This window comes from Rhodocaloribacter litoris, assembly GCF_011682235.2.
Taxonomy (GTDB): domain Bacteria; phylum Bacteroidota; class Rhodothermia; order Rhodothermales; family ISCAR-4553; genus Rhodocaloribacter; species Rhodocaloribacter litoris.
Window position 1 is genome coordinate 2,119,092 of the sequence record NZ_CP076718.1, and the last position, 26,073, is coordinate 2,145,164.

The 26,073-nt window shown below is 68.1% G+C and carries 26 protein-coding genes and 1 tRNA gene; 10 read left to right on the forward strand and 17 right to left on the reverse strand.

The features are described from left to right. Positions 1-29: 29 nt before the first annotated feature. Together GQ464_RS19015 and GQ464_RS08810 are read right to left on the reverse strand one after the other, a co-directional pair. Positions 30-1,751, reverse strand: a complete 1,722-nt coding sequence (locus GQ464_RS19015; RefSeq protein WP_228350737.1) for an NAD-dependent epimerase/dehydratase family protein — start codon at positions 1,749-1,751, stop codon at positions 30-32. A gap of 59 nt (positions 1,752-1,810) precedes the next feature. Further along, complete coding sequence (locus tag GQ464_RS08810) at positions 1,811-2,266, reverse strand: MarR family winged helix-turn-helix transcriptional regulator (protein ID WP_166976735.1); 456 nt, start codon at positions 2,264-2,266, stop codon at positions 1,811-1,813. A 228-nt stretch (positions 2,267-2,494) separates the two neighbouring features. On the opposite strand from GQ464_RS08810, the gene GQ464_RS08815 reads away from it, so the two are divergent. The 9 genes from GQ464_RS08815 to GQ464_RS08855 all read left to right on the forward strand — a co-directional run bounded on the left by GQ464_RS08815 (position 2,495) and on the right by GQ464_RS08855 (position 10,895). Further along, complete coding sequence (locus GQ464_RS08815) at positions 2,495-3,979, forward strand: sigma-54-dependent transcriptional regulator (RefSeq protein WP_166976734.1); 1,485 nt, start codon at positions 2,495-2,497, stop codon at positions 3,977-3,979. 63 nt (positions 3,980-4,042) lie between these two features. Next, positions 4,043-4,858: an EcsC family protein gene (locus GQ464_RS08820; RefSeq protein WP_166976733.1), complete on the forward strand. Its 816-nt coding sequence runs from the start codon at positions 4,043-4,045 to the stop codon at positions 4,856-4,858. Positions 4,859-5,187: 329 nt separating this feature from the next. After that, positions 5,188-6,492 (forward strand): ribosome biogenesis GTPase Der, encoded by a 1,305-nt coding sequence (gene der, locus GQ464_RS08825; protein WP_166976732.1) that lies wholly within the window; start codon positions 5,188-5,190, stop codon positions 6,490-6,492. Positions 6,493-6,766: 274 nt separating this feature from the next. Further along, positions 6,767-7,420: a NuoI/complex I 23 kDa subunit family protein gene (locus GQ464_RS08830; protein WP_166976731.1), complete on the forward strand. Its 654-nt coding sequence runs from the start codon at positions 6,767-6,769 to the stop codon at positions 7,418-7,420. A gap of 14 nt (positions 7,421-7,434) precedes the next feature. Continuing rightward, a complete protein-coding gene (locus GQ464_RS08835; protein ID WP_166976730.1) occupies positions 7,435-7,959 on the forward strand; it encodes a DinB family protein in 525 nt (174 codons plus the stop codon). 204 nt (positions 7,960-8,163) lie between these two features. Then, complete coding sequence (gene holA, locus GQ464_RS08840; protein WP_166976729.1) at positions 8,164-9,180, forward strand: DNA polymerase III subunit delta; 1,017 nt, start codon at positions 8,164-8,166, stop codon at positions 9,178-9,180. A 192-nt stretch (positions 9,181-9,372) separates the two neighbouring features. Continuing rightward, positions 9,373-9,948 carry an RNA polymerase sigma factor gene (locus GQ464_RS08845; RefSeq protein ID WP_166976743.1) on the forward strand — a complete coding sequence of 192 codons (576 nt, stop codon included), beginning with the start codon at positions 9,373-9,375 and terminating at the stop codon, positions 9,946-9,948. Positions 9,949-10,095: 147 nt separating this feature from the next. Beyond that, positions 10,096-10,764: an anti-sigma factor family protein gene (locus GQ464_RS08850; RefSeq protein WP_166976728.1), complete on the forward strand. Its 669-nt coding sequence runs from the start codon at positions 10,096-10,098 to the stop codon at positions 10,762-10,764. Positions 10,765-10,821: 57 nt separating this feature from the next. Next, a tRNA-Val gene (locus tag GQ464_RS08855) sits at positions 10,822-10,895 on the forward strand. Positions 10,896-11,135: 240 nt separating this feature from the next. Here GQ464_RS08855 and GQ464_RS08860 read toward each other — a convergent pair. The 13 genes from GQ464_RS08860 to hrpB form a co-directional block, all read right to left on the reverse strand. Further along, positions 11,136-11,372, reverse strand: a complete 237-nt coding sequence (locus tag GQ464_RS08860; protein WP_166976727.1) for a helix-turn-helix domain-containing protein — start codon at positions 11,370-11,372, stop codon at positions 11,136-11,138. 69 nt (positions 11,373-11,441) lie between these two features. Then, positions 11,442-11,852 carry a hypothetical protein gene (locus tag GQ464_RS08865; RefSeq protein ID WP_166976726.1) on the reverse strand — a complete coding sequence of 137 codons (411 nt, stop codon included), beginning with the start codon at positions 11,850-11,852 and terminating at the stop codon, positions 11,442-11,444. A gap of 306 nt (positions 11,853-12,158) precedes the next feature. Then, entirely contained in the window at positions 12,159-12,404 is a 246-nt protein-coding gene (locus GQ464_RS08870; RefSeq protein ID WP_166976725.1) for a hypothetical protein, read from the reverse strand. A 548-nt stretch (positions 12,405-12,952) separates the two neighbouring features. Beyond that, positions 12,953-13,264: a hypothetical protein gene (locus GQ464_RS08875; protein WP_166976724.1), complete on the reverse strand. Its 312-nt coding sequence runs from the start codon at positions 13,262-13,264 to the stop codon at positions 12,953-12,955. Positions 13,265-13,393: 129 nt separating this feature from the next. Further along, positions 13,394-13,942, reverse strand: a complete 549-nt coding sequence (locus GQ464_RS08880; protein WP_166976723.1) for a hypothetical protein — start codon at positions 13,940-13,942, stop codon at positions 13,394-13,396. A gap of 114 nt (positions 13,943-14,056) precedes the next feature. Next, entirely contained in the window at positions 14,057-16,027 is a 1,971-nt protein-coding gene (locus GQ464_RS08885) for an AAA family ATPase (RefSeq protein ID WP_166976722.1), read from the reverse strand. Then, positions 16,024-16,200, reverse strand: a complete 177-nt coding sequence (locus GQ464_RS08890; RefSeq protein WP_166976721.1) for a hypothetical protein — start codon at positions 16,198-16,200, stop codon at positions 16,024-16,026. Before GQ464_RS08890 ends, GQ464_RS08885 begins: the two co-directional genes overlap by 4 nt. Next, positions 16,197-16,493, reverse strand: a complete 297-nt coding sequence (locus tag GQ464_RS08895) for a helix-turn-helix domain-containing protein (RefSeq protein ID WP_166976720.1) — start codon at positions 16,491-16,493, stop codon at positions 16,197-16,199. The genes GQ464_RS08890 and GQ464_RS08895 overlap by 4 nt, the downstream gene beginning before the upstream one ends. A 103-nt stretch (positions 16,494-16,596) precedes the next feature. Continuing rightward, positions 16,597-17,616, reverse strand: a complete 1,020-nt coding sequence (locus GQ464_RS08900; RefSeq protein ID WP_166976719.1) for a hypothetical protein — start codon at positions 17,614-17,616, stop codon at positions 16,597-16,599. Further along, positions 17,604-18,827: a site-specific integrase gene (locus GQ464_RS08905; protein ID WP_166976718.1), complete on the reverse strand. Its 1,224-nt coding sequence runs from the start codon at positions 18,825-18,827 to the stop codon at positions 17,604-17,606. The genes GQ464_RS08900 and GQ464_RS08905 overlap by 13 nt, the downstream gene beginning before the upstream one ends. Positions 18,828-19,192: 365 nt before the next feature. Then, complete coding sequence (locus tag GQ464_RS08910; protein ID WP_166976717.1) at positions 19,193-19,390, reverse strand: dodecin family protein; 198 nt, start codon at positions 19,388-19,390, stop codon at positions 19,193-19,195. 19 nt (positions 19,391-19,409) lie between these two features. After that, positions 19,410-19,817, reverse strand: coding sequence for a DUF4332 domain-containing protein (locus GQ464_RS08915; protein ID WP_166976716.1), 408 nt, complete (start codon positions 19,815-19,817; stop codon positions 19,410-19,412). A 219-nt stretch (positions 19,818-20,036) separates the two neighbouring features. Then, positions 20,037-22,550 (reverse strand): ATP-dependent helicase HrpB, encoded by a 2,514-nt coding sequence (gene hrpB, locus GQ464_RS08920; protein ID WP_166976715.1) that lies wholly within the window; start codon positions 22,548-22,550, stop codon positions 20,037-20,039. 143 nt (positions 22,551-22,693) lie between these two features. Here hrpB and GQ464_RS08925 point away from each other — a divergent pair, with 143 nt between their 5' ends. Continuing rightward, entirely contained in the window at positions 22,694-24,415 is a 1,722-nt protein-coding gene (locus tag GQ464_RS08925; RefSeq protein WP_228350739.1) for an amidohydrolase, read from the forward strand. A gap of 25 nt (positions 24,416-24,440) precedes the next feature. On the opposite strand, the gene GQ464_RS08930 is transcribed toward GQ464_RS08925, so the two are convergent. Both GQ464_RS08930 and GQ464_RS08935 read right to left on the reverse strand, forming a co-directional pair. After that, the gene (locus tag GQ464_RS08930) at positions 24,441-25,292 is read right to left on the reverse strand and encodes an NAD-dependent protein deacetylase (protein ID WP_166976714.1); all 852 of its coding nucleotides are present in this window, start codon (positions 25,290-25,292) and stop codon (positions 24,441-24,443) included. Between the two features lie 4 nt (positions 25,293-25,296). After that, positions 25,297-26,049 carry a queuosine precursor transporter gene (locus GQ464_RS08935; protein ID WP_166976713.1) on the reverse strand — a complete coding sequence of 251 codons (753 nt, stop codon included), beginning with the start codon at positions 26,047-26,049 and terminating at the stop codon, positions 25,297-25,299. Between the last annotated feature and the right edge of the window lie 24 nt (positions 26,050-26,073).

The following is a 26,073-nucleotide window of genomic DNA, read 5'->3' on the forward strand; positions in this document are numbered from 1 at the left end:
CCGGCCGCGGGCGCCGGGAGAGCGTCGTCTCAGGGGCGCGGGGCCGCTTCGGCCGCCGGATAGCGGCCGCGGCCGGCCTCCAGATAGCGCTCGGCCGAACGCCGGACCGCCGCAGTTGCGCCGGTGCGCACGTCGTCTCCCGTCCAGGCCCCGTAGATCCGGTCGAAACGCAGCGGTGCGACCGCCTCGACGATGGCCCGGACCTCCGCCGGCCCGAGGGGAACGTGGTTGGGAAAGCTGTACATGAAGCTGACGTACCGCCGGTCCGCCGCCACCTTGATCGAGTCGCCGGTGAGCAGGGCCCCGCGCCCGGCGGCTCCCCGCGGCCAGTACAGCACGGCCGAACCGGGAAAGTGCCCGCCGACGCGTACGAGGCGCAGACCCCCCGGCAGATCGAGCGTGTCGCCCTCCCAGAAGCGAAGCACGGGGTCCGGGTGCATCACCCAGGACCGGTCGGCCGTATGCAGGTACACCGGCACGTCCCCGAAGGCGTGACTCCAGGCCGCCACCGCCGAGTAATAGTGGGGATGGGACACGGCGATGGCCGCCAGCCCGCCGCGGGCCTCCACCGCCCGGACCGTCTCTTCGTCGAGCAGGGTGATGGCGTCCCACAGCACGTTGCCCTCCGGCGTCTCGACGAGCAGGGCCCGCTGGCCGATGCCGAAGGACGGTTCCGTGAAGATCTCCGTCAGCCCCGGCTCGACGGCGCGGACGACGTTGCGGTGCGTCCGGCGCAGGGCCGGCATGGTCGTCCACGCCTGCCCGCCCTTCCCGACATACTGCCGCGCATCCTCACAGATCGGGCAGCGGGGCGGCGGGCCGTCGCTCGGGGCGAACTGCGTGCCGCAGGTGGTGCAGATGAAGGCCTGCGCTTCCTGCCAGGTGTAGGAACCGTGCCGCAGGTCGTCGAGGACGCCGGAGTGGGTCGGCGCCCAGCCGAACAACCGCTGTGCCGCGGTGCTCACGATGTGCTGGTCGAGCGCCAGCGCGTCGGCGAAGGCCCCCAGCTCGGCGCGCGCCTCGGACAGGGGCCAGGCTGCCACGCCGGCCGTGCTTCCGGCCGCCCGGGCCGCCTCGGCGGCTACCTCCCACGCGGCCACCGCCGGCTCGCCCACCCCGTGCAGGATCGTCCCCGCCGGCGCATCCAGAGCGCGCACGTACAGTTCGGCCAGGTCCGCCACGTGGACGAAGGGCCAGCGCTGCCGCCCGTCCCCCGGGAGACGAACCGGCTTTCCCTCCCGGGCCGCCTCCACGAACATCGCCGGGATACCTCCGCCGTGCCCGTAAACGAGCGCCGGACGGATCACCACCCCGCGGACCGGGGCCTCCTGCACCATCCGCTCGACGCGGGACCGCCAGGCCACCAGCTCCACCGGCGCCGGCGGGGTCGCCTCGTCGGCGGCCTTCGGCCCCGTCGCCCCGAGCACCCAGACGCCGCTCGTGTAAAGGAACGGCTTGTCCGTGCCCGCCAGGGCGTCGAGCAGGACCTGCACCGCCGCCGTATCCACCCCGGCGACGTCCCCCTCGCGCACCAGCCCCAGGTGCACGACGCCGTCGGCCTGCCGGGCCCCTTCGGCCAGCACCGCCGCCTGCGTCAGGTCGCCCCGCAAGACGTCGTAGCCCCGGGCCGCCAGGTCCCGGGCGGCGCGCTCCGAATGGGCCAGCGCGAGCAGGTCGTACCCCCGCCGAAAGAGCGCTTCGGCCACCGCTCGGCCGATGTAACCGGTGGCCCCCGTCATGAAGATTCGCATGGCCTACCTCCTGTGTTGTGAATGAAATGTGTTTTAAACACGCTTATGGGCAAAAAACCTCACCGGATCGTCCCGCAGATCCGGATGAGCGCCTTGAGGTCGTCCTCCGGCAGGTGGCCGAGGGCTTCCACACGGACGTTGCGGATCGGGGTTTCCATCGCCGCCAGCAGATCGAGCCCCTTCCGGGTAATGCGGGCCAGGGACAGGCGGCGGTCCTCGGAGGAGCGGTAGCGCTCGACGAGCCCGGCCCGCTCCAGGCGATCCAGCAGCCGGGTCACGTCCGGGGCCCGTTCGATGAGGCGGCCGGCGACCTCGTAGCGCGGGTGCCCCTCCGGATAGACGCCGCGCAGGATCCGCAGCACGTTGTACTGGTCGTGCGTGATCCCGTAGGCGGCACACACCTCGTGCAGCCGCTGCCGGAGCCGGCCGGACGCCACCAGCAGCCCGATGAAGGCCTCCTGCACCGGATCCTCGAACCGTTCCTGCTTCACCTGCTCCCGAACCGTGTGGGCCATGGATACTCGGTGTTTTAGACAAAATTTGTTTACAACACGTAATTTAAACCATCCGGTTGCCCGGCGCAAGCGGCTTCATCATTTCTTCGCACGAGACGGGGCCGGCGGCGCACCTTAAGGTTTCTCGCCGGACGGCCGATCCCATTTTGAGACCTTTCGCGCCCGGTTCCGTTCGGGGTTCCGAACGACCTGCGGGGTCTTTCTCTCTCACCAGAAATCCCCACCCTTATGCCATACCGGATTTTCGTCGTCGACGACGACCGGCACTATGCCCGGATGATGAGCTACCGGCTGGACAAGAACCCGGACTACCGGGTCAAGGTGTTCCACCATGGCGAAGAGGTGCTGGCACAGCTGGAGGAGGAACAGCCGGACCTCATCCTGCTGGACATCATGATGCCCGGCCTGGACGGAATCGAGGTGCTCCGGCGTGTCATGGCCCGGTATCCGGACATGCTCGTCGTCATGGTCTCCGCCCAGGGCGTCATCGACACGGCCGTCGAGGCGATGAAGCTCGGCGCCTACGACTACATCACCAAGGGCCAGGACGATCTCCTCAAGCTCGACAAGGTGGTCCAGAACGCCCTGGAGAAGGTGAACATGCGGCGCGAGCTGGAAACGCTCCGCGGTGAGGTGACCCGTCGTTACGGCCCGGACGGGCTGATCGGGGAGAGCCCGCCCATGCAGCGCGTCTACCGGCTGATCCAGAAGGCCCTCCGGGGCGACATTCCCGTGGCCATTCAGGGGGAAAGCGGCACCGGTAAGGAGCTCGTGGCCAAAGCCATCCACTACGGCTCCTCGCGAAAGCACGGGCCGTTCGTCGTGGTCAACTGTGCCGCCATCCCGCGCGAGCTGATGGAGAGCGAGTTCTTCGGGCACGAGAAGGGCTCCTTCACCGGGGCCCACAGCCGCAAGATCGGCAAGTTCGAGCAGGCGGACGGCGGCACCATCTTTCTCGACGAGATCGGCGAACTCGACCTGGACCTGCAGGCCAAGTTGCTGCGGGCGCTTCAGGAGGGTGAGATCCAGCGCGTCGGCGGCAACGAGACGATCGCCTTCGATGCCCGCGTCATCTCGGCCACGAACCGGAACGTCGTCGAGATGATCCGGGCCGGTAAGTTCCGCGAGGATCTCTACTACCGGCTCTTCCAGTTCCCCATCCCGCTGCCGCCGTTGCGCGAGCGCGGGCAGGATATCTTGTTGCTGGCAAATTACTTTCTCAGGGAATATACTAAGGCGCATCCCGAGTTTAAGGGGAAACGGCTTTCGCTGGAGGCCCGGCGGGCCATCCTCGAATACGCCTGGCCCGGCAACGTGCGCGAGCTCAAAAGTGCCGTGGAGCGGGCCATCCTGCTCTCGGACGAGGACGAGATCCGGGTCGAGGACCTGATGCTCGCGGGGGAGCGGGTCATCGCGCCGTGGAACGAGCGCATGACGCTGGCCGAGGCCGCCGAGCACAACTTCGCGCAGGTGCAACCTCGTGCTCCCTCCGAGGGTACACCCGGTGGCGACGGAGAGGCCCACCCCATGGTTTCCGGCATTGCACTCGGCCACGACGAGGAAGAGATCGTTTCGCTCGAAGAGTTGAAGCGGCGTGCCGTGGAACGGGCCTACCGCCTGTGCGACGGCAACGTGGACCGGGCCGCCGTGGAGCTGGGCATTGGCCGGGCCACGATGTACCGCCTGCTCAAGAAGTACGAAATCACGACCTAGGCTGCGGCGCCGGAAGGCCCGGCACGGTGCTTCGCGGGTGCTCGCAGCCGGAACCGAGCCTTTATGCGCCTGACCCCCTACGAGCGCGACGTACAGCGCGAAATCGAAAAGTGGCAGCACGACGACGGGTCCTTCGTGATGCAGGCCGTCAACTGGGCGATGCAGCCGGTGGACTGGGTCGTGCGCCAGTTCGTCTCCCCGGAGCTGGAGGACCAGGTCGGAGCCGTCGTAGAGAACCTGCTTTCGCTGCTCAACGACGCCTCCGAGTGGACGTATGACGCCGGCGACCTGCTCGCCGCAGCGCGGAAGCAGGGCCTGGACGTGCAGCGCATCGAGGACCTGCGCAACGAGCCGCTGGAGCAGCTCGACCCGCTGGCGCGGAGCCTGTTTACCCAGCATGCCATCCTGGCCGCCATCGAAGGCGGGGGAACCGGGCTGGGCGGGGCCGTCCTCATCGCTGCCGACATCCCGCTGCTCTTCACCATCAACCTGCGGCTCATCCAGCAGATCGGCGCGGCCTACGGGTTCCCCATGCGCGGTCCGGACTACCGGCCGCTGGTGCTCTCCATCTTCAACGTGGCCGCTTCGGGCGGGCGCGAGGCCAAGAACGCCGCCCTCCGCGAGGTGAGCGTGGCCGCGGCAGCCCTGGCCAACGAGCTGACTTACAAGGGCCGCGTCAGCGGCATCTTCCGCGAGCAGAGCCGGCAGCTTCCGCGCGAGATCGCTAAAAACCTGCTCGGCCGTAAGCTGGCGCAGACGATCCCGCTGGCCGGGGCGGCCGTCGGGGCCGGCATCAACTACTGGTTCACCACGGAAACCGCCCGGGCGGCCTACATGCTCTTTCGCGCCCTCTACATCGAGCGCAAAGAACGACTCTGAAGGCCTGCTTTCCGTTGAGACCTGTGCCGTGGCAGGTCTACCCCTCCGTCACGGAGTTTATCCCGGCGGATCTCGACCCTGTCGGGACGCGTCGGGGTGACCCCTCTCCTTCGCAAGGGGCTTTTAAGGCCGAAAAAAGCCATATGAGCTCTTCTTCCTGTCAGGGAGAAGGGAGTCATACGGCTCCATCGCCAACCGCGTAACGCCTATGGATTTTCGTTCAGGCGGCCTGCAGCCCGGATCAAACCCGGCTTTCCGGCGTGCATGCGCGGCTTGCCCTGCGAGGCATTTTCGGATCGTATGGACAACCCGCTATTCCTGCATCGGCCATGTCGCTCGTTGCCATCGTGGGCCGGCCCAACGTCGGTAAATCCACCTTCTTCAACCGGCTCACCGAGTCGCGCCAGGCCATCGTGCACGACGAGCCGGGGGTGACGCGGGACCGCATCTACGGCCAGGCCTTCTGGAACGGCCGCACGTTCGACGTGGTGGATACCGGCGGCTTCGTCCCCCGGTCACCGGACCGGTTCGCCGCCGCCATCCGGGAACAGGTGCACATCGCCCTCGACGAGGCGGACCTCCTGCTGTTCCTCGTCGACGTGACCACCGGCATCACCGACCTGGACGAAGAGCTGGCGGCCCTCCTGCGCAGAACCGACAAGCCCGTGCTGATCGTCGCCAACAAGGCCGACAACGAGCAGCGCCGCTGGGAGGCCGGCGTCTTTTACCAGCTGGGCCTCGGGGAGGTCTATCCGGTCAGCTCCCTCAGCGGTTCCGGCACGGGCGACCTGCTCGACGCCGTGGTGGCGGCCCTGCCCCCCGAACCATCCCGGCCCGAGGACGACGCGCGCGTCCGGATTGCCGTCATCGGGCGACCGAACGTCGGCAAGTCCTCCCTCACCAATGCATTGCTGGGCCAGGAACGCTCCATCGTCACCGAGGTCAGCGGCACCACCCGCGACGCCGTCGATGCCGCCTTCCGGTACCACGGCCAGGAGATCGTGCTGGTGGACACGGCCGGGCTCCGCAAGCGGGCCCGCCTCCGCGAAAACGTCGAGTTCTATGCCCAGTTGCGGACCGAGCGGGCCATCCAGGGCTGCGACGTGGCTGTGCTCCTGCTGGATGCCACCCAGGGCCTGGAGGCCCAGGACATCCGCGTGCTCAAGGAGGCCGAACAGATGAAGAAGGGGCTCGTCATCGCTGTCAACAAGTGGGATCTCATCGAGAAGGACACCCACACGGCGCGGCGGTACGAGCAGGCCGTGCGCGAACGCCTCAAGACGCTCGACTATGTGCCCGTGATTACCGTCTCGGCCGCCACCGGCCAGCGTATCCACCGGTTGCTGGACCTTGCCCTGACCGTCGCCCGCGAGCGGCAGCGGCGCATCCCCACCAGCACCCTGAACGAGGTGGTCCAGGCCGCCGTCGCCCGCACCCACCCGCCGACGTACCGGAACCAGCACGTCAAGATCAAATACGCCGCCCAGGTGCGGGTGGCCCCCCCGGTCTTCAGCTTCTTTTGCAACCACCCCCGGGGGATTCGAGAACCTTACCGGCGCTATCTGGAGAACCAGCTGCGGGAGGCCTTCGGCTTCCAGGGGGTACCGTTAACGCTCGTTTTCAAGCGCAAGTAGCCCGCCAACGCCCGTTGACAGCCGGGCCCGGGCCGGCCGTCCGGCCACCCCGGAAACGGCACGTCACGGGCGGCACCGGGCGTTTTCAAGAATTTTTAAACCCCCGCCGCGTTTTTCAACAGGTCTTGTTCTCCGGCCTGCACGGATTCAGCAGAAGAAATCTTATTTTAGCGTGACCCCGCTCTGCAGCGTACAAGCTGCCCTCCGGGGCGGCTTGTACGGGCGGGGCGGCACCGCCTTCGCGCGGTCTTCCTGCCATCCAGCACGTGTGATCATGCCCGGCATTCCCGCAAATACCGGTAAACCCAACGAGCGGAAGCTCAACTTCTGGGAGCGGCTCTACCTGCCCGAGATCTTCAAGGGACTCGGCTATTCCTTCCGGAAGATGGTCAAGGAACCGCTCTACACGTTCCAGTATCCGGAAGAGCAGTGGTATCCGCCGGACAGCTACCGGGGCCGGCCGGTGCTCGTGGAGGAAGCGGGGCGCCCGCGTTGCGTCTCCTGCAACCTCTGCGCCCGGGCCTGCCCGCCGATGGCCATCTCGATGGAGTCGCGTGAAATCGAGGGGCCGAAGGAGCGGGAACCGGCCTGGTTCGAGATCAACATGCTGCGGTGCATCTACTGTGGCTACTGCGAGGAGGTGTGTCCTGAGGAAGCCATCGTGATGTCGAAAGAGTATGACCTGACGTTCCAGAGCCGCGACGAGGCCATCTTCGGCCTGGACCGCCTGCTTGTGCCCGTGGAGCGGCTGAAGGACCGGCTGGACTACCTGGAAGCCCAGCGCAACCGGCCGTTCGGGCAGACCTGGTCGTTCCAGCGGGCCAACAACATCCACAGCCTGCGGGACCGTGCGTTCCTGCAGTGGCTGGCCGGGCAAGACGTGGAAGCCCTCGAAGCGGAAGCCGCCTCGTCGCCGGCCGGTGCCTGACCCGACGTTGGCCGATGACCGGTGTGCCCTCCGTTCCCCTGCAGCGCATGCTGCTGGACCAGCTGGCCTACCTGATCGAGGAGCTGGAGGCGCAAAAGCCGCTGCTCGAGCGCCTGCCCCCCTGGGTGCTGGAGGGTCGCCCCTTCGAGGAGGCCTGGTCCGTCAAGGAATACTACGGAGTGCTGGCCGCCGCCGACGCCGAGATCCACCTGCCGGCCGTCCGGCAGCTGGCGACGGCCCCCGCCCCGGCCCTCGCCCCCCCCGAGCGGGAGGCCCTGCGCACCCGGGAAGACTGGAACGCGCTGGAGATCACCACCCTCCTCGAACGCATACAGACCGGCCGCCGGGCCCTGGTGGACTTCCTGAGCCACCTGCCCCCCCGGGCCTGGCAGCGCACCGGTCGCATCGGCGAGGCGGAGCGGGATCTCCAGACCTACGTACACGAGATCATCCTGCACGACACGGAATGCCTGCGCGCCATCGGGTACCGCCTGCACGAGAGCCATCTGACAACACGGCCGCACGACCTGCCCAAGTAATCCGCCGGCCCAACCGGTAACGTCTTCCCCCCTGCTCCGACCAAGCCATCCCGCCCCTTCTTTGAACCCGCTTCATACTATCGCGCCGCCCCGCGCGTTTGCGAAAAAAGGATGGTGATGCCACACAGATGACACCCTTTTGCCGTAACTTACGCTTTACTATCACTTAAACGCCTTCCTTGCCGGGACGATTACGCTACCTAGATGGCACAGGCCGGACTGACATACGAAACGCTGGAGACCGCCTTCCGGCACGGCAACTTCAAACCGCTGTACTTCTTCTTTGGCGAGGAACGATTTCTGATCGATTCGCTTCAGGCGCTTTTGATCGAGAAGGCCCTGGCACCGCACGAGCGTGACTTCAACCTGGACATCATCTACGGCGCCGAAGCGAACGCGGTGGACGTGCTGGCCCGGTGTGCGGGGTATCCGGTGATGGCCCCGCGCCGCGTGGTGATCGTACGGGACTTCGAAAAGCTCCCGGACAACCTGCGCTTCAAAGCGTATGCGGAGCACCCCAACCCCACGGCGGTGGTGCTGCTGATCTGCGGCAACAAACCGAACCTCGCAGCCCATCCCTACCGCGCCCTGCGCGAGCACGCCGCCTGGGCCGAGTTCAAACCGCTCTACGAGCGTCAGATGCCCGGCTGGATCGAGCAGCGGGTTCGAGAAAAGGGTTACCGCATCGACGCGAAGGCCGCCGAGCGGCTGGCCGCGTATGTGGGCACCGACCTGCGCAGCGCCGACGCTGAAATCGACAAACTGATCACCTACGCGGGCGGGCGCGAGACGCTCACGGCAGACGACGTCGTGGCCGCCGGCGGGCAGACACGGGAATATAACGTCTTCGAACTGCAGCGGGCCGTCGGCGCCGGGCACTACCCCGAGGCCCTGGCGATTACGGAACGATTGTTGCAACAAGCATCTAATGCGCGAGGGGAAGGCCTCATGATCGTGTCCGTGCTGACGGGCTACTTCATGAAGCTCTGGAAACTGACAGATTGCCAGGCCCGGGGAATGACGGACCGGGCTATGGCGTCTAGAATAGGGGTTTCCCCTTACTTCATAAAAGAGTACCTTATGAGCCTGAGGCGCTATCCCCCCGCCGCCCTCGAGGCAGCCTTCGCCACCCTGCTGGCGGCGGACTACGAGCTCAAGGGAGGCGGCAGCCGCAACGAGCACCTGGTGCTGGACCTGATGCTCCGGCGGCTCGTCCACTGACCGGCTCCTCGGGCCAACACGACGAACCGAACAAAAAAGGGTGCCTGCACCCTTTGCATCAAACGCAGGATCATTATGACCAACACGCTCAAACCGAAGCTCAGCAAGAAGACCTTGACCCTCAAGGCACCGGCAACGGGGCTGGCGGGGACAAGCAATCCGAACAACCGGCACTACGAGGCGCTCTCGCAGATGAGCGACGAGGACCTCATGTCGCAGTTCCAGGCGGGGACGGTCGAGGCCTTCGACATCCTCGTGAGCCGGTACAAGGATCCGCTGACGAACTATATCTACCGCTTCCTGGGCGACATGAAGGAGTGTGAAGACCTGCTGCAGGAAACCTTCCTCCGGGTCTATCGCAACCGCCACTCGTATCGCCGGATCGCCAAATATTCGACCTGGCTCTATACGATCGCCGGTAACCTGGCACGCTCGGAGTACCGCAAGCGCAAGCGTCGCCGGCTCTACTCGCTGCAGTCGGTCAACCGCGACGACGAAGAGTATGAGGTCGAGATCCCGGACGAGACGTTCTCGCCGGATCGCCACACGGAAAGCACCATCCAGGATCATTACATCCAGGAGGCGCTCAAGCAGATTCCGGAGGAGTTCCGCGAGGTCGTCGTCCTGCGCGACGTACAGCAGCTGGCCTATGAGGAGATCGCCGAGATCACCGGCCTGCCGATGGGTACGGTCAAGAGCCGTATCAACCGCGGTCGTACCAAGCTGCAGGCGTTGCTCAAGGACATCTACGCTCCGGCCGAGGAATAACCCGGGCCGGCTCACCGGCCCCCGTCCCTTCCGAAAGACCGGTAACGCCCCCGTTACCGGTCTTTTTTGTTGTCACCGGGATCCTGGCTCGCCTCCGGGCATATGTGGAAGCAGCCCGTCTCCATGTGACCCAGTCCCTGCTCGCTTATGTCGGAAGGATACGATGCCGGAAAAGAGGATGCCTCTTATTCCTGGCTGGACGAGTTTCTGTGCGAGTATGTAGACGGCACCATGGATCCCGGCGTACGCGCCGCGTTTGAGGAGTACCTGCGTGCCAACCCGGTTCTGCTCGAACACGTTCAGCGCCTGCGCCGCACGCGACAGCTCCTGTGCCGGTATGGTGCCTGCCATGCCCCGCGTGGCTTCCAGGCCCGGCTGCAGCGGCGGCTGGCCTGCGAGCTCATGGCGACCCAGCATCCGCTCTGGCCCGGGATCGTCAGCCGGCTCGGTACCTATGCCACGTGGGCTTCCGTCATGATCGTGGTGTTCATCGTGGGGATGCTGGCCGGCACCACCTTCCTCCGGGAGCCCCCCGGCCGGTCCGGCTCCTCGGTCACCTCCCGCCCGGATGCCCCCCTGCCGTCCGCGCTTCCCTCCACCATGCAACCGCTCTGGTGGACCCGAACAACGCCCATCGAACTGGCCCTCTCCGGGCCTGCGACCCCGCTACCCGCCTCCTCCCACCAGGATCACCCCGCCGGCCTCTCTGCGCACCAGCCGGACACCGTCTGGTCGATCGCTTCCCCGTCACCCGCTTCGGCTTCCCCGGAACCGCCCTCCCCCGACCACGACCGTGCTTTTTCAAAACACGATTAAGTTGCAACGTCACGGAACTTCTTCGCCCGTACGTGCTTTCATCTTCCCGTTCTTTCCGGGCCCGTAGCTCAGTGGTTTAGAGCGCTCGCCTCACACGCGAGAGGTCACAGGTTCGAATCCCGTCGGGCCCACAACGATTGTCCGTAAGTGCCTGCAGGACAAGCACTTACGGACACACGGGTACAACATAGGTACAACAAAGTCCCGATTTTACTCCCAGATCGGGCCGTTTTACCGAGCATAGTAAGGGCCGCTCCGGCACCAGCCAGGGCGGCCTTTTTGCTTACCCCCCACCCCCCCTTGATTTGCACGCGTGTGCGTAGTGCCCCCGCGCCGGCCCCCGGGCACGGGTCGCAGAGATTTAGCCCCCCCTACCGGTACACCAGCCAGCGCGGGCCCTCACACCGCCAGCCGGCAAGCTCGACGATGCGGCATTGCAGGGCCACGTACCGGCCGCCCGCGTTACGCAGGGCCTGGCTCACGGCCCCCTGCGTCACCCCCAGGCGCTCGGCCGCCTCTCGTTGCGTCAGGCCGCTGCGCTCGAACGCTTCGCGGGCCAGCGTGTGCAGGCCAGCCTCGTCGAGGATTTCAGGCTTCTTCTTCGGCATAGTCGTTTCGGGTTGAAGGTGAAGGGGCGGCCGGTCTTGCCGGCCGCCCCGGTGTTGGACGCGTCCCTATCAGAACAACTGGTGCGCCTCGATGCGGGCCTCTGCCCACGTGCGGGGGCGGGGACCCGGCGGCATCGGAGCACGGTAGGACGCGTTGGCCGTGTAGGGCCGCAAGGGCCGTGTAACACGGCCAACGCGGCCGGACGGCCCTTGCGTCCAGTTGCGCGGGCGGCCCTTCATAACCTGGATGCTCTCGACGCCGTCCAGGTTGACGAAGCGGCGCCCGCCCTTCTCCACGTCCCAGACCGGGACAAGGCCACGGGCGGCAGGGTTGAAGCGGAACGCCTCCCGCTCGGCCGCCTCCGGGTTGAAGATGCACACCATACGGCGGTGCGTGCCGTCGGTGCGCTTCGTGAAGTGGACGACCAGTAACTCGCCCGCGTGGCGGCGGATCGTCTGAAGTGCCTCGGTGCGTGTCATGGCAAACCTCCATGTTTTGGGTTGAGGATCGGGCGGCGGCCACCGTCCCGTTGACTGATGGTAATATAAGCAATTGCTATGCTCTTGTCAATAGCAAGTGATAATTTTTTATCATCGACAAGCAATAAAAAAACGGGCACCTCCGGCATAAGCGAAGGTGCCCGATCCTCAACCCAACCTCTGCCTACGGGTGGCCGCCCGGTCCCGGCAGGGACACGGCAGAGGATGGAGGCAGGCCAATATACAACGGCTCGGCATCAGGTGCGCTCGGTGGTGTCACTGGAACAATGTTCCAGTGAGCTCGGCCTACAGGCGGCTCACCCGGGCCCGTAGCCGGCGGCGCACCTCGTCGGGCGTCAGGCCCTCGGCCAGCATCTCACGGGCCAGGCGGCGGCGCACGCGGGCGCGTAGCTTGTGCGGAGCCTGCAGGTAGATCCGGCCGCCTCCGACGGCCTCGATGAGCTCCAGTGTCGCCTCACGGCCCAGCACGTCCCACACCAGGCGGCCGTCCTCGTTCAGGTCCTCGTAACGGATGTGCTCCAGCGGGTCCACGTCCCCCCCCCGATGTTTGCGCGCAAACAGTCACAGCCCCCACGGGCGGCATCTGGACGCGTGACGCGTCCACCGGCGGATGACCACCACGGGCGGGGGCGGCTCCGTGTGGCCCTCCGGCGGGTCCGGCCACCGGCAACGGCCACCGCCGGGCCGGTGCGGCCAGTCGTAGGCCGCACAGCGGCACACGGGCACCGTCTCCCGGTCGTAGCGGGTGAAGGGTCGGTGCTTGCCGCGTGTGTGGCCCCCGTGGCCGGCGCACAGCTGCTCCGGGTGGCCCCACATGGCCCAGGCGCGGCACCGCTCACCTGCCCTCGGGTGGCCCTCCGGGTAGACGTGGCGGCAACGTCGCAGGGCTTGTGCTCGTGATGAGTAGGCCATTTTTTACCCCCTCGCTCAGTTTATTAACTCTAGAAATCGCCGCCGGCGCGGACTGAAAAACTGGCGACCGGACGCAAGGGCCGTCCGGCCGCGTTGGCCGTGTTACACGGCCCTTGCGGCCCTACACGGCCAACGCGTCCAAATGCCCCGGTTCTGCGTCAACCATGTCAACCTCCGGCGCTCCCGAGCCACGCCTCGAAGTCCGCCAGCCGCAGCACCACCAGGTCCTTACCATGGTCGCGCCCTTTCTGGTGGAGGATGGCGACGGGTAGTTGATCCTCCCGTGCGGCGGCCTCGGCCTGCCGCAGGGCGTCCTCGATCCAGGCGGGCAGCCGGGTGCGGTGCTTGATCTCGATGGCGAGCCAGTCGTGATCTACGTCGGGCGCGTCGCCACGGCTCCGGCCGGTGACGGGCACGCGGCGGCCATTCAGGCGGGCGGCCACGGCGCGTTCGACGGCTTTCCAGGTCTTTTCAGGCATTTCGAGTTGCTCCGGCCCTTAGTGTAACAACTTGCACCAACTCCCTGCGCGGACGGCCCTTGCAGCCAGACGCCCCCGTGGTTAACAAACGCCCCCGGCCCGCGGCGTTCGTCCTTCACGAATACGCCCTCACGGCCCGGGAACGCCCTCATCGGTTAACAGATAGCGGCGGCTCAGGGCCTCCATCGTCTCCCGGCCGAAGGCGCGGTAAAGCTCGCGCACCAGGTCGAAGGCGACGCTCAGCGACGGGCCACGGTCGGCGCTCCGCAGGACCTCGGCGATGCTGTGGTAAAACTCGTGCGGCTCCCCCACCGCCCCCCAGCCGGGCAACTCAAACGGTGCACGCGGCAACAGGATGGAGCTGTACCAGAACCAGCAGCACAGGTAGCCTTCTTCCAGGTCGCCGAAGGCCTCGTCGAAGTAGGAGAGCGGCTCGATGCAGGCACGCCACCGCTCCGGGTCCGCGCCCGGCGGCACGGCGTCGCGCATGGTATCGAGGACCTCGGAGAGCAGGAGCCGGTCCAGGATCAGGCGGCGGTGCCGGATCAGGGCCCGGGCCAGGTCGGGCGTGATCTCACGGCGCGGCTCGACCAGCAGGCGATCCCCCGCTCCCGAGCGGGCCCGCCACATACGCAGGCGGCGCCGCTGCACCTCGTCAAGGGTCTGTGTCAGGGTCATGTCACCCCTCCTCCAGACGGTTACACATATGTGATATGTGCAAGATGGCCACTTTTTTTGGGCGTCCCAGGTGGCCATCTGGTGGCCATCTGGCAAAATCGGCGTTTTTGGTGCCTAGAAGGGCACTTCGTCGTCTGCGCCGTCTCCCAGATGGCCACTTTTGTAAAACTGGCCATCTGGGGCCTCCGGGACGTCGAACACATTGTCCGAACATATGTGTGACGCGCCGGCTCCCGGCAGGCTCCAGTACCACGTCCCGCCCGGCCTCGGCGGCACCTGCTCGACGACGACGCCCAGGCCCTTCTTTGCCCGGCGCAGCGTCTTCTCGCTGATGCCCCGGGCCTCGGCCTCGGCAAACAGGTCACGGGCCGGCACCGGGTCGGCGGCCGATGCCAGGCGCTCCCGGAGCCAGTCGGCGGCCTCGTCACGCGGGCGCTCGGCCTTCGGGCGGGCCAGCAGGTCGCGGGCCGTGAGCGGCGTCGTCCCCCCCCAGCGGATCACGCCCGTGTCCGGGTCGTGCTCGCTGCTCTCCAGGCGCAGCACCAGCGACGGGCGCCACGCGCCAACGTTGGCCTTTGTCGTGGCCAGCACGCGCACGCCGTCGGCCGTCTCGTGCTCCGGATGCGACGCGAGCAGGAGCCCGAGACGGGCCTGCCCGATGATGCCGATGGAGCCACCGCCACGATAGAGCGGGTCCCCGCCGGTCATCTTGTTGAGATGGCGGACGACCAGGGCGGCGCAGCCGCAGCGCTCGCAGAGCAGGGCGAGCGGCGTCAGGGCGCGGCGGACGTCGGCGTCCCGGTGGGCGTTGATCCGGTCGCCCAGGTGCGCCATGATCGGATCGACGACGAGCAGGGCGGCGCCCGTCTCCTGGACGACGGCCTCGATGGCGTCGATGTGATCGGGCAGGCGCGGCACGGTCAGGTCCTCGCCCTCCCGGACGGCCTGGATGACGTGGACGCGGCTCAGGTCGGCCCCGGCCTCCTCCAGGCGCGGGCGGATCGTGTCGGCGATGCCGTCCTCGCAGGTGACGATGACGACGGCGGCCGGCTCACCGGGCGGTGCGTCGGGTGCGTCGGGCCACGGCCGGCCCGTCGTGATGCGGGCGGCCAGGTCGCAATAGAGCGTCGACTTGCCCAGGCCGGGATCGCCGTCGAGGATGGTGAGTTTGCCCAGGGCCAGGCGGCCGGGCCAGAGCCAGCGGATGGCCTCTCGCTCGACGTCAGCGACGCGCACGGCCAGAGCCCGGGTATCGTGGGATCGCGCCTCCTGCGGACGCTCAGGCGGCTCAGGCGGCGTCTCGGGCGGCGCCTCCAGCGGCGGCGTCTCGCGGATGACGCGGCGCAGGTCCGCCGGTCGGTGGCCGGCATCGAGCCAGTCGGAGACGTCGCCCCTCTCGGGCAGGCCAGGTAGCTCGACGACGCGGACGGAGCGGGCCACGCCCCACACGGCCCGGGCCACCTCGGCGGCGTGCCGGCGGCCGGGCTCGTCGTTGTCCGGCAGGATGACGACGTGGGCGCCTCGCAGGGCCTCGCTGTACTCATCTCGCCACTTCCCCGCCCCGCCCGGGCACGTCGTGGCCGTGAAGCCCAGGGCGGCCAGGCGGTCGGCATCCTTCTCACCCTCGACGACGCAGACGACGCGGCCGGCGCGGGCGGCCTCGATGACCTCGGGCAGGCGGTAGAGCACGCGGCGGGTGTTCCCCAGGCCCGGCACCCAGCGGTCGCCCTCCCGGCGGTACTGGACGAAGCGCTTGGGCTGGTACCGGCGCACCTCGTAGAGCGGGCGGCCCTCCTCGTCGCGGTAGGTGTAGCGGGCCGTCTCGATGGGCGGCGGTGCGGGCTCCCGGCCACGGCGGCCGTCACCGGACGCGGCCGGCATCAGGTCGGCCAGGGTCAGGCCCAGAGCCTCCACGACGGCCTCGGTGGAGCAGCCGGCATGGCAGTAGAGGAGCACGCGGCCGCCCTCGCCCTCCGAGACTGACAGCGACGGCTCTCGGTCCTCGTGCGCCGGGCAGCGGGCCGCGTAGCCGCTCCCGGACGGGCGGACGCCGTGGAGACGGCGCAGCAGGTCCTCGAGCCTCATCGGGCGGCCCTCCCCGCCGTCAGCCGGCGGCGTCTCGTCTCACGGGCGCGGATGCGCTCCAGGTAGGCGCGGGCGCGGGCCAGGTCCTCCGGCGTCAGCGGCTCGAAGCGGCACGCACGGCGGCGCTCCGGCGGCAGGGCGGGCGGCACCAGCGGATAGATGCGCGGGATCATCGCTCGGCCCTCCGGGCGGGCACGGCGCCCTCCTCCACGTAGCGCAGCACGTCCTCGGTGCGAAACAGCACCCGGTTCCCGCGCTTGATGTAGGGCAGCTTCCGCCGCGAAGTCAGGTAGCGGATCGTCCGCTCGCTGACGCCTAGCCACTCCCGGACCTCCTCGGTCGTCAAGTAGGGCTTTGTTGTGGCCGCCCGCACGGCCCTCGGCAGGGCCTCGGTCAGGGCTCGCTGGACCTCCTCGGCGACGATCTCGCGCAGGTCCTCGGTCGATGTCAGGATGTGCTGTGCCATAGGACGCATAGGCTAGTGAGTATGTGCGTCCTATGGTAGGCCGCTGCACGCAGCACAGCCCAGGAAAAGCTTTCACTAAATGCGGTGAAAGCCTTTCACAAAATCACCCCGGGCGCTTTTTTCGCCAGTTGTGGAAGCTGCGCACCAGGCTGTCTTTCGCGTCTTCCTCGTCCGTCTCCTCTTTTCGCGGCGCGTAAAACTCCGGCGGTCCGCCGATCTCATCGAGCAGCCGATCCAGGGCAGCCCGCTGGCTCAGCTTCTCGTGAAGGTGCAGGCGTTCCAGTTCCGAGAAGAAGACGTCCCGGTCCTTCCTCAGGTCCTTCAGGCGTTCCCGGCGCCTCATCTCCGCCTCGAACAGGTCGGCCACCTCCTGCTCGGTCAGCGGCGGCACGACGCCGTACGTCTCATATTCCCAGATCGCGGCATCGAGCACAGAGAGACGAAATTGCAGCAGGTGCAGGCGTGACGCCGCTTCTTCGGCAGGATTGTCCTTCAGGGCCGCCTCCGGCAGGGCAAGGGCCTCCCGCCAGGTCAGGCGCCCCGGTAGCGGCCCGTAGGCCAGGCACTCCCCGAGCGGAAGCACCGGGAAGGTTGGGCCCAGGCGCTCGCTCCTCACAACTGCCGGCGGGATCGTCAGCGTGTACTCCGGCCCTTCACGGTCTGCGACAGGGCCGGCCACTGCCCAGTAAAAGCCTTGCTCGGGCGTGTAGGGCGGGCGCCGGCCCAGCGAGCCGGCCAGCGTCGCCTCGTCTCCGTACCGGCTCATGTGGTCCTTCAACAAGCGCAGGGTGTAGTGCAGCGTGCTTTGAGTCCGCCTCCAGGCGTAATAATTCTCCCGTGTCTGTGTCACCTGCTCGTCGAGCCGCCGGCGCAGGTGCAGCACGTCGCCGTAGCGGCCCCGGTTCAGGTCCTCGGCCACTTGATCCCACAGCCGCCTTATCATCTCGCCCACGAAGGGGTGAATCGTCAGGCGGCGCTCCCCCGGCATCCGCTCCTGAACCGCGACGAAGGGCAGCCGGATGGCCGGGCGGCCCTCGACCGGAACCTGCTCCTGCAGCCACTCCCTCAGCTTGAGCAGGGCCGCCTCACGCCCGGCCCGACCGTCGTCGTTCACTCGCTCCATAACTCCCTCGCCAGGTTATCGACGGCCTGCTCGTCAAAGCTCTTGAGATAGGCCTGCGTCACTTGCAGGCTGGAGTGCCCCAGGGCCCGGCTCACGGCGTACAGGTCGCCCGTACGGCTCCGGGCGTAGTCGGCAAAGCTATGCCGGGCCGTGTGCATCGAGATCGTCTCCGGGCGCTCCAGGCCCGCCACACGGGCCGCCTCCTTGATGCCCCGGTTGAGCATCACGTTTACCGCTCCGATGGCCCGGCGCAGGCGCACGCCGTCCCCGGTGTCCCGGTCACGCAAAAGGGGCATCACGTAGGCATCGGGATCAGGACGCGTCACGCGTCCATCGTCGTCCAGGTAGTGCTCGACGATCCGGCGGGCCGGCGGCGGCAGCGGCATCGAGACGGGATTGCCGGTCTTGAGCTGGCGGTAACGGATGCGGAGCGTATCGCCGTCGCGCTCGACGTGGCGGCGTCGCAGGTTGCACACGTCCGAGACGCGCATGCCGCCGGCGTAAAAGGCGAGCAGGTAGGCGTCCCGGGCCAGGGCCGCCCAACTACCGGGCTCCAGGTCGGCCGCCTCCAGCGCCCGCACCTCCTCCAGCGCCAGCTTGCGCCGTACGGGCCGCTCGCCTTTGGGCAGGTCAAAGTATGCCAGCGCGTCCCGCTCGGGCGGTATTACCCCGTCCTTGACGGCCTGGCGGACGACGCGGCGCAACCGGACAAACTCCTTGCGCCGGGTGTTGGGCCGGTTGCCCACCCGGTCGCGCAGGTAGACCTCGAAGCGGCGCAGGGCCTCCCGGTCCAGGTCGGCAAAGTCGATCTCGTCGCCCAGGCACGCCCGCAGCTTGCGGAGCGTCGTCAGGTACTTTTTGCGCTCCCAGTACTGGCCGGCCTGCTCCAGGCCCTCGATGAAGCGCTCAAAGTAGCGGGTCAGGCTCCCGGCGCGTCCCTGGAGTGCGTCCTTGACGGCCTCCGGCGCGTCGGCCTCCAGGGCGGCCCGCTCGGCCTCCAGGCGCAGGTCCGCAAGGCGGGCGTTGTAGGCATCCGAGAGCGGGTGCGAGCGGCGGACCTCCTGGCGGGCCTCGTTGAAGTGGCGCGGCTCGACGTAGATGCCCGTCGAGACGTAGCGGCTCCGGCGGCGGGCCGTGATGCGGACGTAGAGCGGGGCGGTCCCGTCGGCCCGGCTCTTGTCCTTACGCTGGATGATGCGTACACTTGCCATCAGCACCTCGTGTGTTGCGGGTGGCGTCTCTCTCTCCAGGCCAAACGGACAGGGACGCCACCCGGTGTTTTTTACCGCACGGGCGGCAACAGGTACAACAACAGGTAAAACATTTTAGGGATTTGCCTGCATCCAGTCAATGCAACGGATACCTTATTTTTGCGCCGTACGGGCCTAATTTGGCATTTTTGGGTGCAACGGCCAGCAACACAAAACGGGCTGTTGAGTCCCGTCGGGCCCACAGGTGCAGGCCCCGGCTTCTTCGGAAGACGGGGCTTTTTTCGTGCCCGAACGGCACGAACCCACCCTGGCCCCCCTTCAAAGCAGGAAAAGGCGCGACACCGCCCGACGAAACCTCCCGCGCCCTAGTCTACGACAAACGTAACCTTCGCATTGACACGGTACTTGACCACCTGGTGATCCTCCACCAGGGCCTGAAAATCCTTCACGTACACACTCCGGATGTTGCGTACGGTTTTGCCGGCCTCGGCAACCCCGTTGCGGATCGCATCCTCGATGCTTTCGCCCTCTGCGATGATCTCAATGACTTTGGCAACAGACATACGTAACCTCCTCAACCGGTTATCCGTGGGTGACGACTTTGGGCATCTCCTTCGCCTGAGCAATCCAGGCCTCGACCTGCGCGAGCACCGGCACCTGCCGCACGAGCTTTTTCTGCTCGTTGACTTCGACCATCTTTGCATGCAGGTTGGCCGCATTGCGCCGGGCCAGTTCGGCAACCGTATCGACACCGGCAGCCTCCAGTAATTCGGCATACTCTCCGCCGACGCCCTTCAGGCGCATCAGGTCCGCGTGGTTCACAAACCGGAGGATCCGCGAGGCGTCGATGCCGGTCGCCTCCGCCAGTTCCTTCCGGCCCTTCGCCGTACTTCCTTTCTCCAGCAGCTTTTCGACCGAACCCACACCGGCCTGCTTGAACTTCTCGGCCAGTGCCTCCCCGATCCCTTCGATGGTGGTCAGTGTAGCCATGATTGAATCTCCTTTTCAGATTTAACATGTTTCTAGAAGATAAGGAAGCGATATAAACCCTGGTTTTCAAGAACGATCGAGGAGAAAAGCCGTCGGGACGAACGCGTACCGCCCACACACCACAACGCCAAAGATCTGTTTTCCAGATGCTTAAAGAGACCAACCGCCGTGCCCGTCATTCTCGTGCTGCAGCGGAAGGCCGGTGTTTGAGCCGGCCCCTCACCGCCGGGGGCGGGTATGGCGCGTGGGGGTGGCGGTCGTGGGGTCCTCGGGCCAGTGGTGTTTGGGATAGCGTCCCCGCAGGTCCTTGCGCACCTCGAAGTAGGTGGTACGCCAGAAGCCGGCCAGGTCTTGCGTCACCTGCACGGGACGATGCGCGGGCGAGAGCAGGTGCAGGGTCACGGGAACGGCCCCGCCGGCGATGCGCGGGGTTTCGGTGAGGCCGAAGACCTCCTGGAGGCGGACGGCGAGCACGGGCTGCCGGGGATCGCTGTAGTCGAGGGCGATGCGGGAGCCGCTGGGCACCTCGAGGCGATCCGGGGCCAGGCGGTCGAGGGCCCGGTGCTGCCGCCCGTCGAGCAGGCCGGCGAGCACGGCGGCGAGGTCCACCCGGCGCAGGTCGTCCAGGCGGCGGAGACCCTGCACGTACGGCCCGAGCCAGACGGGCAGGGTGGCCAGAAGGTGCTCGTCGGAAACGTCGGGCCAGTCGCCGGGCCGGTGGTAATGGAGGAAGCGGATGCGTTGCCGGAGGCGGGTGGCCTCGCGTGTCCATGGCAGGACGTGCAGCCCGATCTCCGCGATGCGGTCGAGCAGGACGCGCGCGACGGCTTCGGGCGGCGGGTCCGGCAACGGGGCCTCGGAGAGCACCACCGCGCCGAGGTGCCGCACGCGCCGGGCCCGGACCGCCTCCCGTTCCCGATCCCAGTCCACCACCTCCGTTTCCTCGATCCGCCCGGCCAGCACCGCCTCGATGTCCTCGCGCGTGAGGGCGGCGGCCCGGTGGATGCGGGCCCGGCCGGCCGGTCCGTCCACGACCGCTGCGACGAGATAGTCCTGATGCGCGAGCGGGTCGGCCTCGGAGAGGGTGGCGCGACGCCCGTCGGCCAGGCGGAAGCGACCGGGCGCGCCATCAAGGCGGGCCAGGCGGTCCGGGTAGGCCAGGGCGAGGACCCGTCCGGCGAGTGCCGTGTCCGCGGGCGGGGCGTTTCGGCGCCAGCGTTCCGCCACCTTGCGCACGCGGTGGAGGGTACCCGTCTCCACCGGATGCCCGTGCCACCATCGCCTCACCTTCCGTTCGGCCCGCAGCGTACGGAGCAGTTCGAGCCGGAGGCCGAGGTCGACCGGTGGCGGGCCCTCCTCTCCCCGCAACACATCCTGCTCTTCGAGGAGCGCTGCCAGGTCGGCCGCCAGGGCGTGCAGGCCGAGGTTGCGTGCCTGCAGGAGCATGTGGGCCAGGCGCGGGTGGAGCGGCAGGGCCGCCATGCGCCGGCCTTCGTCCGTGAGTCGTCCCGAGGCGTCGAGGGCGCCGAGCCGGCGGAGAAGATCGCGGGCCTGCTCGAAGGCCGGCGGCGGCGGGGGATCGAGCCAGGCGATGGCGGCGGGGTCGTACACGCCCCAGGCGGCCAGGTCGAGCACGAGCGGGGCCAGGTCGGCCTCCAGGATCTCGGGCGTGCGGTGCGGCACGAGCGGCTCGTGCCGGGGCCAGAGGCGGTAGCAGACGCCCGGCGCCGTGCGCCCGGCCCGCCCGCGCCGCTGGTCGGCGGCGTCCCGGGTCACGCGGACCGTCACCAGCCGGGTCATGCCCGTGGCGGGGTCGAAGCGCGGCACCCGCATCAGCCCGCCGTCCACGACCACCCGCACCCCCTCGACGGTCAGGCTCGTCTCGGCGATGGAGGTGGCCAGCACCACCTTGCGGCGCCCTTCGGGGGCGGGTGCCAGCGCCCGCTCCTGGGCCGCATACGGCAGGTTGCCGAAGAGGGGATACACGTCCACCGCCGGCCCGACCGCCGCTTCGAGACGGGCCGCCGCCTGCCGGATCTCGGCCGCACCGGGGAGGAAGACGAGCACGTCGCCCGGGTGCCGGGCCAGCGCATGGTGGACAGCCCGCGCCACCCGCACCGGCAGCGGTCGCTCGACCCGCTCCGGCACCAGGTAGTGCGTCTCGACGGGGTACGTCCGGCCCGCGCTCTCGACGACCGGCGCCCCGCCCAGGAAATCCGCCACCGGACGGGCCGCCAGCGTGGCCGACATCGCCAGCAGGCGCAGGTCCGGGCGCAGCACCTGCTGCACCTCGCGGCAGAGGGCCAGCCCCACGTCGGCGTGCAGGCTCCGCTCGTGAAACTCGTCGAAGATGATCAGCCCCACGCCGCTCAGCCCCGGGTCGTCGATGAGCAGGCGGGTCAGCACCCCTTCGGTGATCACTTCGATCCGCGTGCGCGGGCCGGTACGGCTATCCATCCGCATGCGATAGCCCACCGTCTCCCCGACGCGCTCGCCCAGGAGGGCGGCCATGTAGTGGGCCGCCGCCCGGGCCGCCAGCCGCCGGGGCTCCAGCAACAGGAGGCGCTGTCCCTCGAGCCACGCCTCGCCGAGCAGGGCCAGCGGCACCCGCGTCGTCTTGCCCGCCCCCGGCGGGGCCTGCAGCACGGCGCACGGGCCCTCCGCCAGCACCGCCTTCAACGACGGCAAAACGGTCTCCACGGGCAGCACGGCAGAGGACGAACGGGCACGCATGTCGCTTTCGGGTTTCAGGCTTCAGGTCCCGGGGCAGCCAGAGATCCTGCAATCCGCAACCGGCAACGTGAAACAGATCTTGACATTGTCGGCCCCACGCGCCATACTCGTTTTCCCTCTTCAACCATCAACCCGGTGACGCCGTGCCTGCTGCTCGCTCCCGCCTGTGCCTGCCGCTCCTGACGGCCCTGCTGTTGTGGACCGGCTGTAACCCCGCTCCCGGAGACGCTCCGGCCGATCTCATCATCCGCAATGCGAAGATCGTCACGATGGACGAGGCCCGGCCCGAGGCCGAGGCCCTGGCCGTGCGGGGCGAGACCATCGTGGCCGTGGGCACCAACGCGGAGGTGGACGCCCTGACCGGCCCCGACACCGAGGTGCTCGACGTCGAGGGACGGCTCGTCCTGCCGGGTTTCATCGAAGGGCACGGGCACTTCATGAGCCTGGGACGGGCCCAGATGATCCTCGATCTGACGCAGGCGAAAAGCTGGGACGAGATCGTGGCGATGGTCGAAGAAGCCGCGCGGGCGGCGGAACCCGGGGCCTGGATCCAGGGACGCGGGTGGCACCAGGAGAAGTGGGAGCGGGTTCCCGAGGGCGCCGTCGAAGGCGTGCCGACGCACCATGCCTTGAGCGCCGTCTCGCCCGGCAACCCCGTCTTCCTGACACACGCGAGCGGGCATGCCGCCTTTGCCAACGCCGAAGCGTTGCGGCAGGGTGGGATCAGCGCCGAGACCCCCGATCCGCCCGGCGGCGAGATCGTCCGCGACGCCCGGGGCGAGCCGACGGGCCTGCTGCGGGAGACCGCCCAGCAGCTCGTGGCCCGCGCGCTCGAGCAGGCCCGTACCGCCATGACCCCCGAAGAACGGGAGGCCGAGATGCGCCGCATGGCCGAACTGGCGGCGCAGGAAGCCCTGGCGCACGGCATCACCTCGTTCCATGATGCCGGCGTCTCCTTCGAGACGGTCGATTTCTACAAGAAGCTGGCCGACGAGGGCCGCCTGCCCGTTCGCCTCTACGTCATGATCCGTGCCGCCACGGAAGAGCTGGCCGAAAAGATGGCGGCCTACCGGCTCGTCGGCTACGGCGGCAACCGGCTTACGGTGCGGGCCCTCAAACGCTCGCTCGACGGCGCGCTCGGCTCACACGGGGCCTGGCTGCTCGAACCCTACGCGGACATGCCCACCAGCCTCGGCCTCCAGACCGACGACCTGGACGACCTCGCCCGTGTGGCCGAACTGGCCGTCGAACACGACTACCAGCTCTGCATCCACGCCATCGGCGACCGCGCCAACCGCGAGGTGCTCGACCTCTATGAACACACCTTCACCGCCCACCCCGAGGCGCAGGACCTCCGCTGGCGTATCGAGCACGCCCAGCACCTCCATCCGAGCGACATCCCTCGCTTCGCACAACTTGGCGTCATCGCCTCCATGCAGGGCATCCATTGCACCTCCGACGCACCGTGGGTCATCAAACGCCTGGGAGAAAAGCGGGCCCGCGAAGGGGCATACATGTGGCAGTCGCTCTGGCAGACGGGCGCCGTGGTCACCAACGGCACCGACGCCCCCGTCGAACCCATCGATCCGATCGCCAGCTTCTATGCCACCGTCACGCGGCGGCTGGCCGACGGCTCCGTCTTCTTCCCGGAAGAGCGTCTCACCCGCGAGCAGGCCCTGAAGTCGTACACCTGGAACAACGCCTACGCCGCGTTCGAGGAGGAGGTCAAAGGCTCGCTCACTCCGGGGAAGCTGGCCGACATCGTGGTGCTTTCGCAGGACCTGCTCACCATTCCCGAAGAGGAGATCCTGAACACCCGGATACTCTACACCATCGTCGGCGGGAAGGTGCTGTTCCGGCGTTGAGCAGGCGCGGTTCAGGCCCGCCCTACTACGCGCTGCATCCCCCTTCCAGGGCCGCCGCCAGGCGCGGCAGCACTTCACCGAGGCGTCCCGCTACCCGGACCGCCGCCAGGGCATCGCCCCGGGTGGGGCCCAGGTTGATGAGCGCAACGGGGCGTCCTTCCCTGGCGGCCCGCAGGACGAAACGATAGCCCGAATAGACCGCCAGCGACGAACCGACCACCAGCAGCACCTCGGCCTCCTCGAACAGCTGCCAGGCGGCCTCCACCCGCTCGCGCGGCACGCTCTCGCCGAAGAAGACGACGTCCGGCCGGAGCACCCCGCCGCAGGCGGCGCAACCGGGCACCACGAAGGAGCGGACGGCCGCCTCGTCCACCTCGGCGTCGCCGTCCGGCGCCACCCGGACGTGCTCGGGCCGCCAGGCCGGGTTCCGGGCCAGCAACCGTTGCTGGAAGGCCGCGCGGGCTTCGGTGGTGCCGCAATCGAGGCAGCGCACCCGGGCCAGCGTCCCGTGCAACTCCACCACGCGGCGGCTCCCGGCCGCTGTGTGCAGGCCGTCCACATTCTGCGTGATGACGCCGCACACGTGCCCCCCGTGCTCCATGCGGGCCAGGGCCCGGTGGGCCGCATTCGGCCGGGCCAGGGCCACCCGTTGCCAGCCGGCGGCACTGCGGGCCCAGTACCGCCGGCGGGCCTCGGGGTCGCCGGCAAAGGCCTGAAACGGCATCGGACGGCGGGCGCGACGCCGCGTCTCCGGCCCCCGGTAGTCGGGAATGCCGGATTCCGTGCTGCACCCGGCTCCGCTGAGCACGACCGTACGCCGTCCGTGCAGCAACCCGACGAGCGCCCGAAACGCTCCCTTGTCGCAGGGCAGATCCATCCGTTCAGCCTGTCGAAGGTATTTCCTGTGCCCCCTCGGCCCGGTGAATGAGGGCCTCGGCCGTCTCATGGCCCAGGTAGCGATCCATCAGCCAGTGCGCCGCGTAGATGAGCGGCGTGATGCCGGCGGCGATGACGAATTTGTAGGCATAGTTGAACAGCGTGACGGCCAGGATCTCCTGCACCGAGAGCTGCCCGGCAAAGGCAATCGTCAGCACCACCAGCGTGTCGATGAACTGCGAGCCGAAGGTGGAGCCGGTGGCGCGGAGCCAGAGGTGCCTTCCCCGGGTGAGCCTGCGCAGCCAGTGAAAGAGCGTGATGTCCGCCAGCTGTCCCAGCAGGTAGGCCGTGATGCTCCCGACGATGACCCGTCCCGTGGCTCCGAAGACCGTATCGAACGCCTCCGCCGGCACCGGCGAGATGTCGGCCGTCGGCACGGCCATGGCCAGTTGCAGAAGGCCGAATTCGAAGACGATCATCACCATGCCCACGTACGTCACAAACCGGATCCCCGGCTTGCCGTAGTACTCGTTGAGCAGATCGGTGATGATGAAGGTGATGGGAAAAGCGAGCACCCCGGCGGTCATGATGACCTGCTCGAAGGTCTGCCCGAAGATCGAGACGGTGAAGGGCAGGTCGAAGGCGACGAAGAACTTGCCGGCGGTGGCCTCGGCGATGACGAGCGCCGTGATGAAGATGGCCGCACAGACGACGTAGAGCTTTTGCGGGCGGCTCAGGGTATACGCGGTGCGAAGCATACGGGCGGCGGCGCCGGTGATGAA

What these genes read in the sequence shown, in the direction of transcription:
- GQ464_RS19015 (WP_228350737.1), bottom strand. Translation starts at nt 1,751, where the DNA reads ATGCGAATCTTCATGACGGGGGCCACCGGTTACATCGGCCGAGCGGTG.
- GQ464_RS08810 (WP_166976735.1), bottom strand. Translation starts at nt 2,266, where the DNA reads ATGGCCCACACGGTTCGGGAGCAGGTGAAGCAGGAACGGTTCGAGGAT.
- GQ464_RS08815 (WP_166976734.1), top strand. Translation starts at nt 2,495, where the DNA reads ATGCCATACCGGATTTTCGTCGTCGACGACGACCGGCACTATGCCCGG.
- GQ464_RS08820 (WP_166976733.1), top strand. Translation starts at nt 4,043, where the DNA reads ATGCGCCTGACCCCCTACGAGCGCGACGTACAGCGCGAAATCGAAAAG.
- der (WP_166976732.1), top strand. Translation starts at nt 5,188, where the DNA reads ATGTCGCTCGTTGCCATCGTGGGCCGGCCCAACGTCGGTAAATCCACC.
- GQ464_RS08830 (WP_166976731.1), top strand. Translation starts at nt 6,767, where the DNA reads ATGCCCGGCATTCCCGCAAATACCGGTAAACCCAACGAGCGGAAGCTC.
- GQ464_RS08835 (WP_166976730.1), top strand. Translation starts at nt 7,435, where the DNA reads ATGACCGGTGTGCCCTCCGTTCCCCTGCAGCGCATGCTGCTGGACCAG.
- holA (WP_166976729.1), top strand. Translation starts at nt 8,164, where the DNA reads ATGGCACAGGCCGGACTGACATACGAAACGCTGGAGACCGCCTTCCGG.
- GQ464_RS08845 (WP_166976743.1), top strand. Translation starts at nt 9,373, where the DNA reads ATGAGCGACGAGGACCTCATGTCGCAGTTCCAGGCGGGGACGGTCGAG.
- GQ464_RS08850 (WP_166976728.1), top strand. Translation starts at nt 10,096, where the DNA reads ATGTCGGAAGGATACGATGCCGGAAAAGAGGATGCCTCTTATTCCTGG.
- GQ464_RS08860 (WP_166976727.1), bottom strand. Translation starts at nt 11,372, where the DNA reads ATGCCGAAGAAGAAGCCTGAAATCCTCGACGAGGCTGGCCTGCACACG.
- GQ464_RS08865 (WP_166976726.1), bottom strand. Translation starts at nt 11,852, where the DNA reads ATGACACGCACCGAGGCACTTCAGACGATCCGCCGCCACGCGGGCGAG.
- GQ464_RS08875 (WP_166976724.1), bottom strand. Translation starts at nt 13,264, where the DNA reads ATGCCTGAAAAGACCTGGAAAGCCGTCGAACGCGCCGTGGCCGCCCGC.
- GQ464_RS08880 (WP_166976723.1), bottom strand. Translation starts at nt 13,942, where the DNA reads ATGACCCTGACACAGACCCTTGACGAGGTGCAGCGGCGCCGCCTGCGT.
- GQ464_RS08885 (WP_166976722.1), bottom strand. Translation starts at nt 16,027, where the DNA reads ATGAGGCTCGAGGACCTGCTGCGCCGTCTCCACGGCGTCCGCCCGTCC.
- GQ464_RS08890 (WP_166976721.1), bottom strand. Translation starts at nt 16,200, where the DNA reads ATGATCCCGCGCATCTATCCGCTGGTGCCGCCCGCCCTGCCGCCGGAG.
- GQ464_RS08895 (WP_166976720.1), bottom strand. Translation starts at nt 16,493, where the DNA reads ATGGCACAGCACATCCTGACATCGACCGAGGACCTGCGCGAGATCGTC.
- GQ464_RS08900 (WP_166976719.1), bottom strand. Translation starts at nt 17,616, where the DNA reads ATGGAGCGAGTGAACGACGACGGTCGGGCCGGGCGTGAGGCGGCCCTG.
- GQ464_RS08905 (WP_166976718.1), bottom strand. Translation starts at nt 18,827, where the DNA reads ATGGCAAGTGTACGCATCATCCAGCGTAAGGACAAGAGCCGGGCCGAC.
- GQ464_RS08910 (WP_166976717.1), bottom strand. Translation starts at nt 19,390, where the DNA reads ATGTCTGTTGCCAAAGTCATTGAGATCATCGCAGAGGGCGAAAGCATC.
- GQ464_RS08915 (WP_166976716.1), bottom strand. Translation starts at nt 19,817, where the DNA reads ATGGCTACACTGACCACCATCGAAGGGATCGGGGAGGCACTGGCCGAG.
- hrpB (WP_166976715.1), bottom strand. Translation starts at nt 22,550, where the DNA reads ATGCGTGCCCGTTCGTCCTCTGCCGTGCTGCCCGTGGAGACCGTTTTG.
- GQ464_RS08930 (WP_166976714.1), bottom strand. Translation starts at nt 25,292, where the DNA reads ATGGATCTGCCCTGCGACAAGGGAGCGTTTCGGGCGCTCGTCGGGTTG.
- GQ464_RS08935 (WP_166976713.1), bottom strand. Translation starts at nt 26,049, where the DNA reads ATGCTTCGCACCGCGTATACCCTGAGCCGCCCGCAAAAGCTCTACGTC.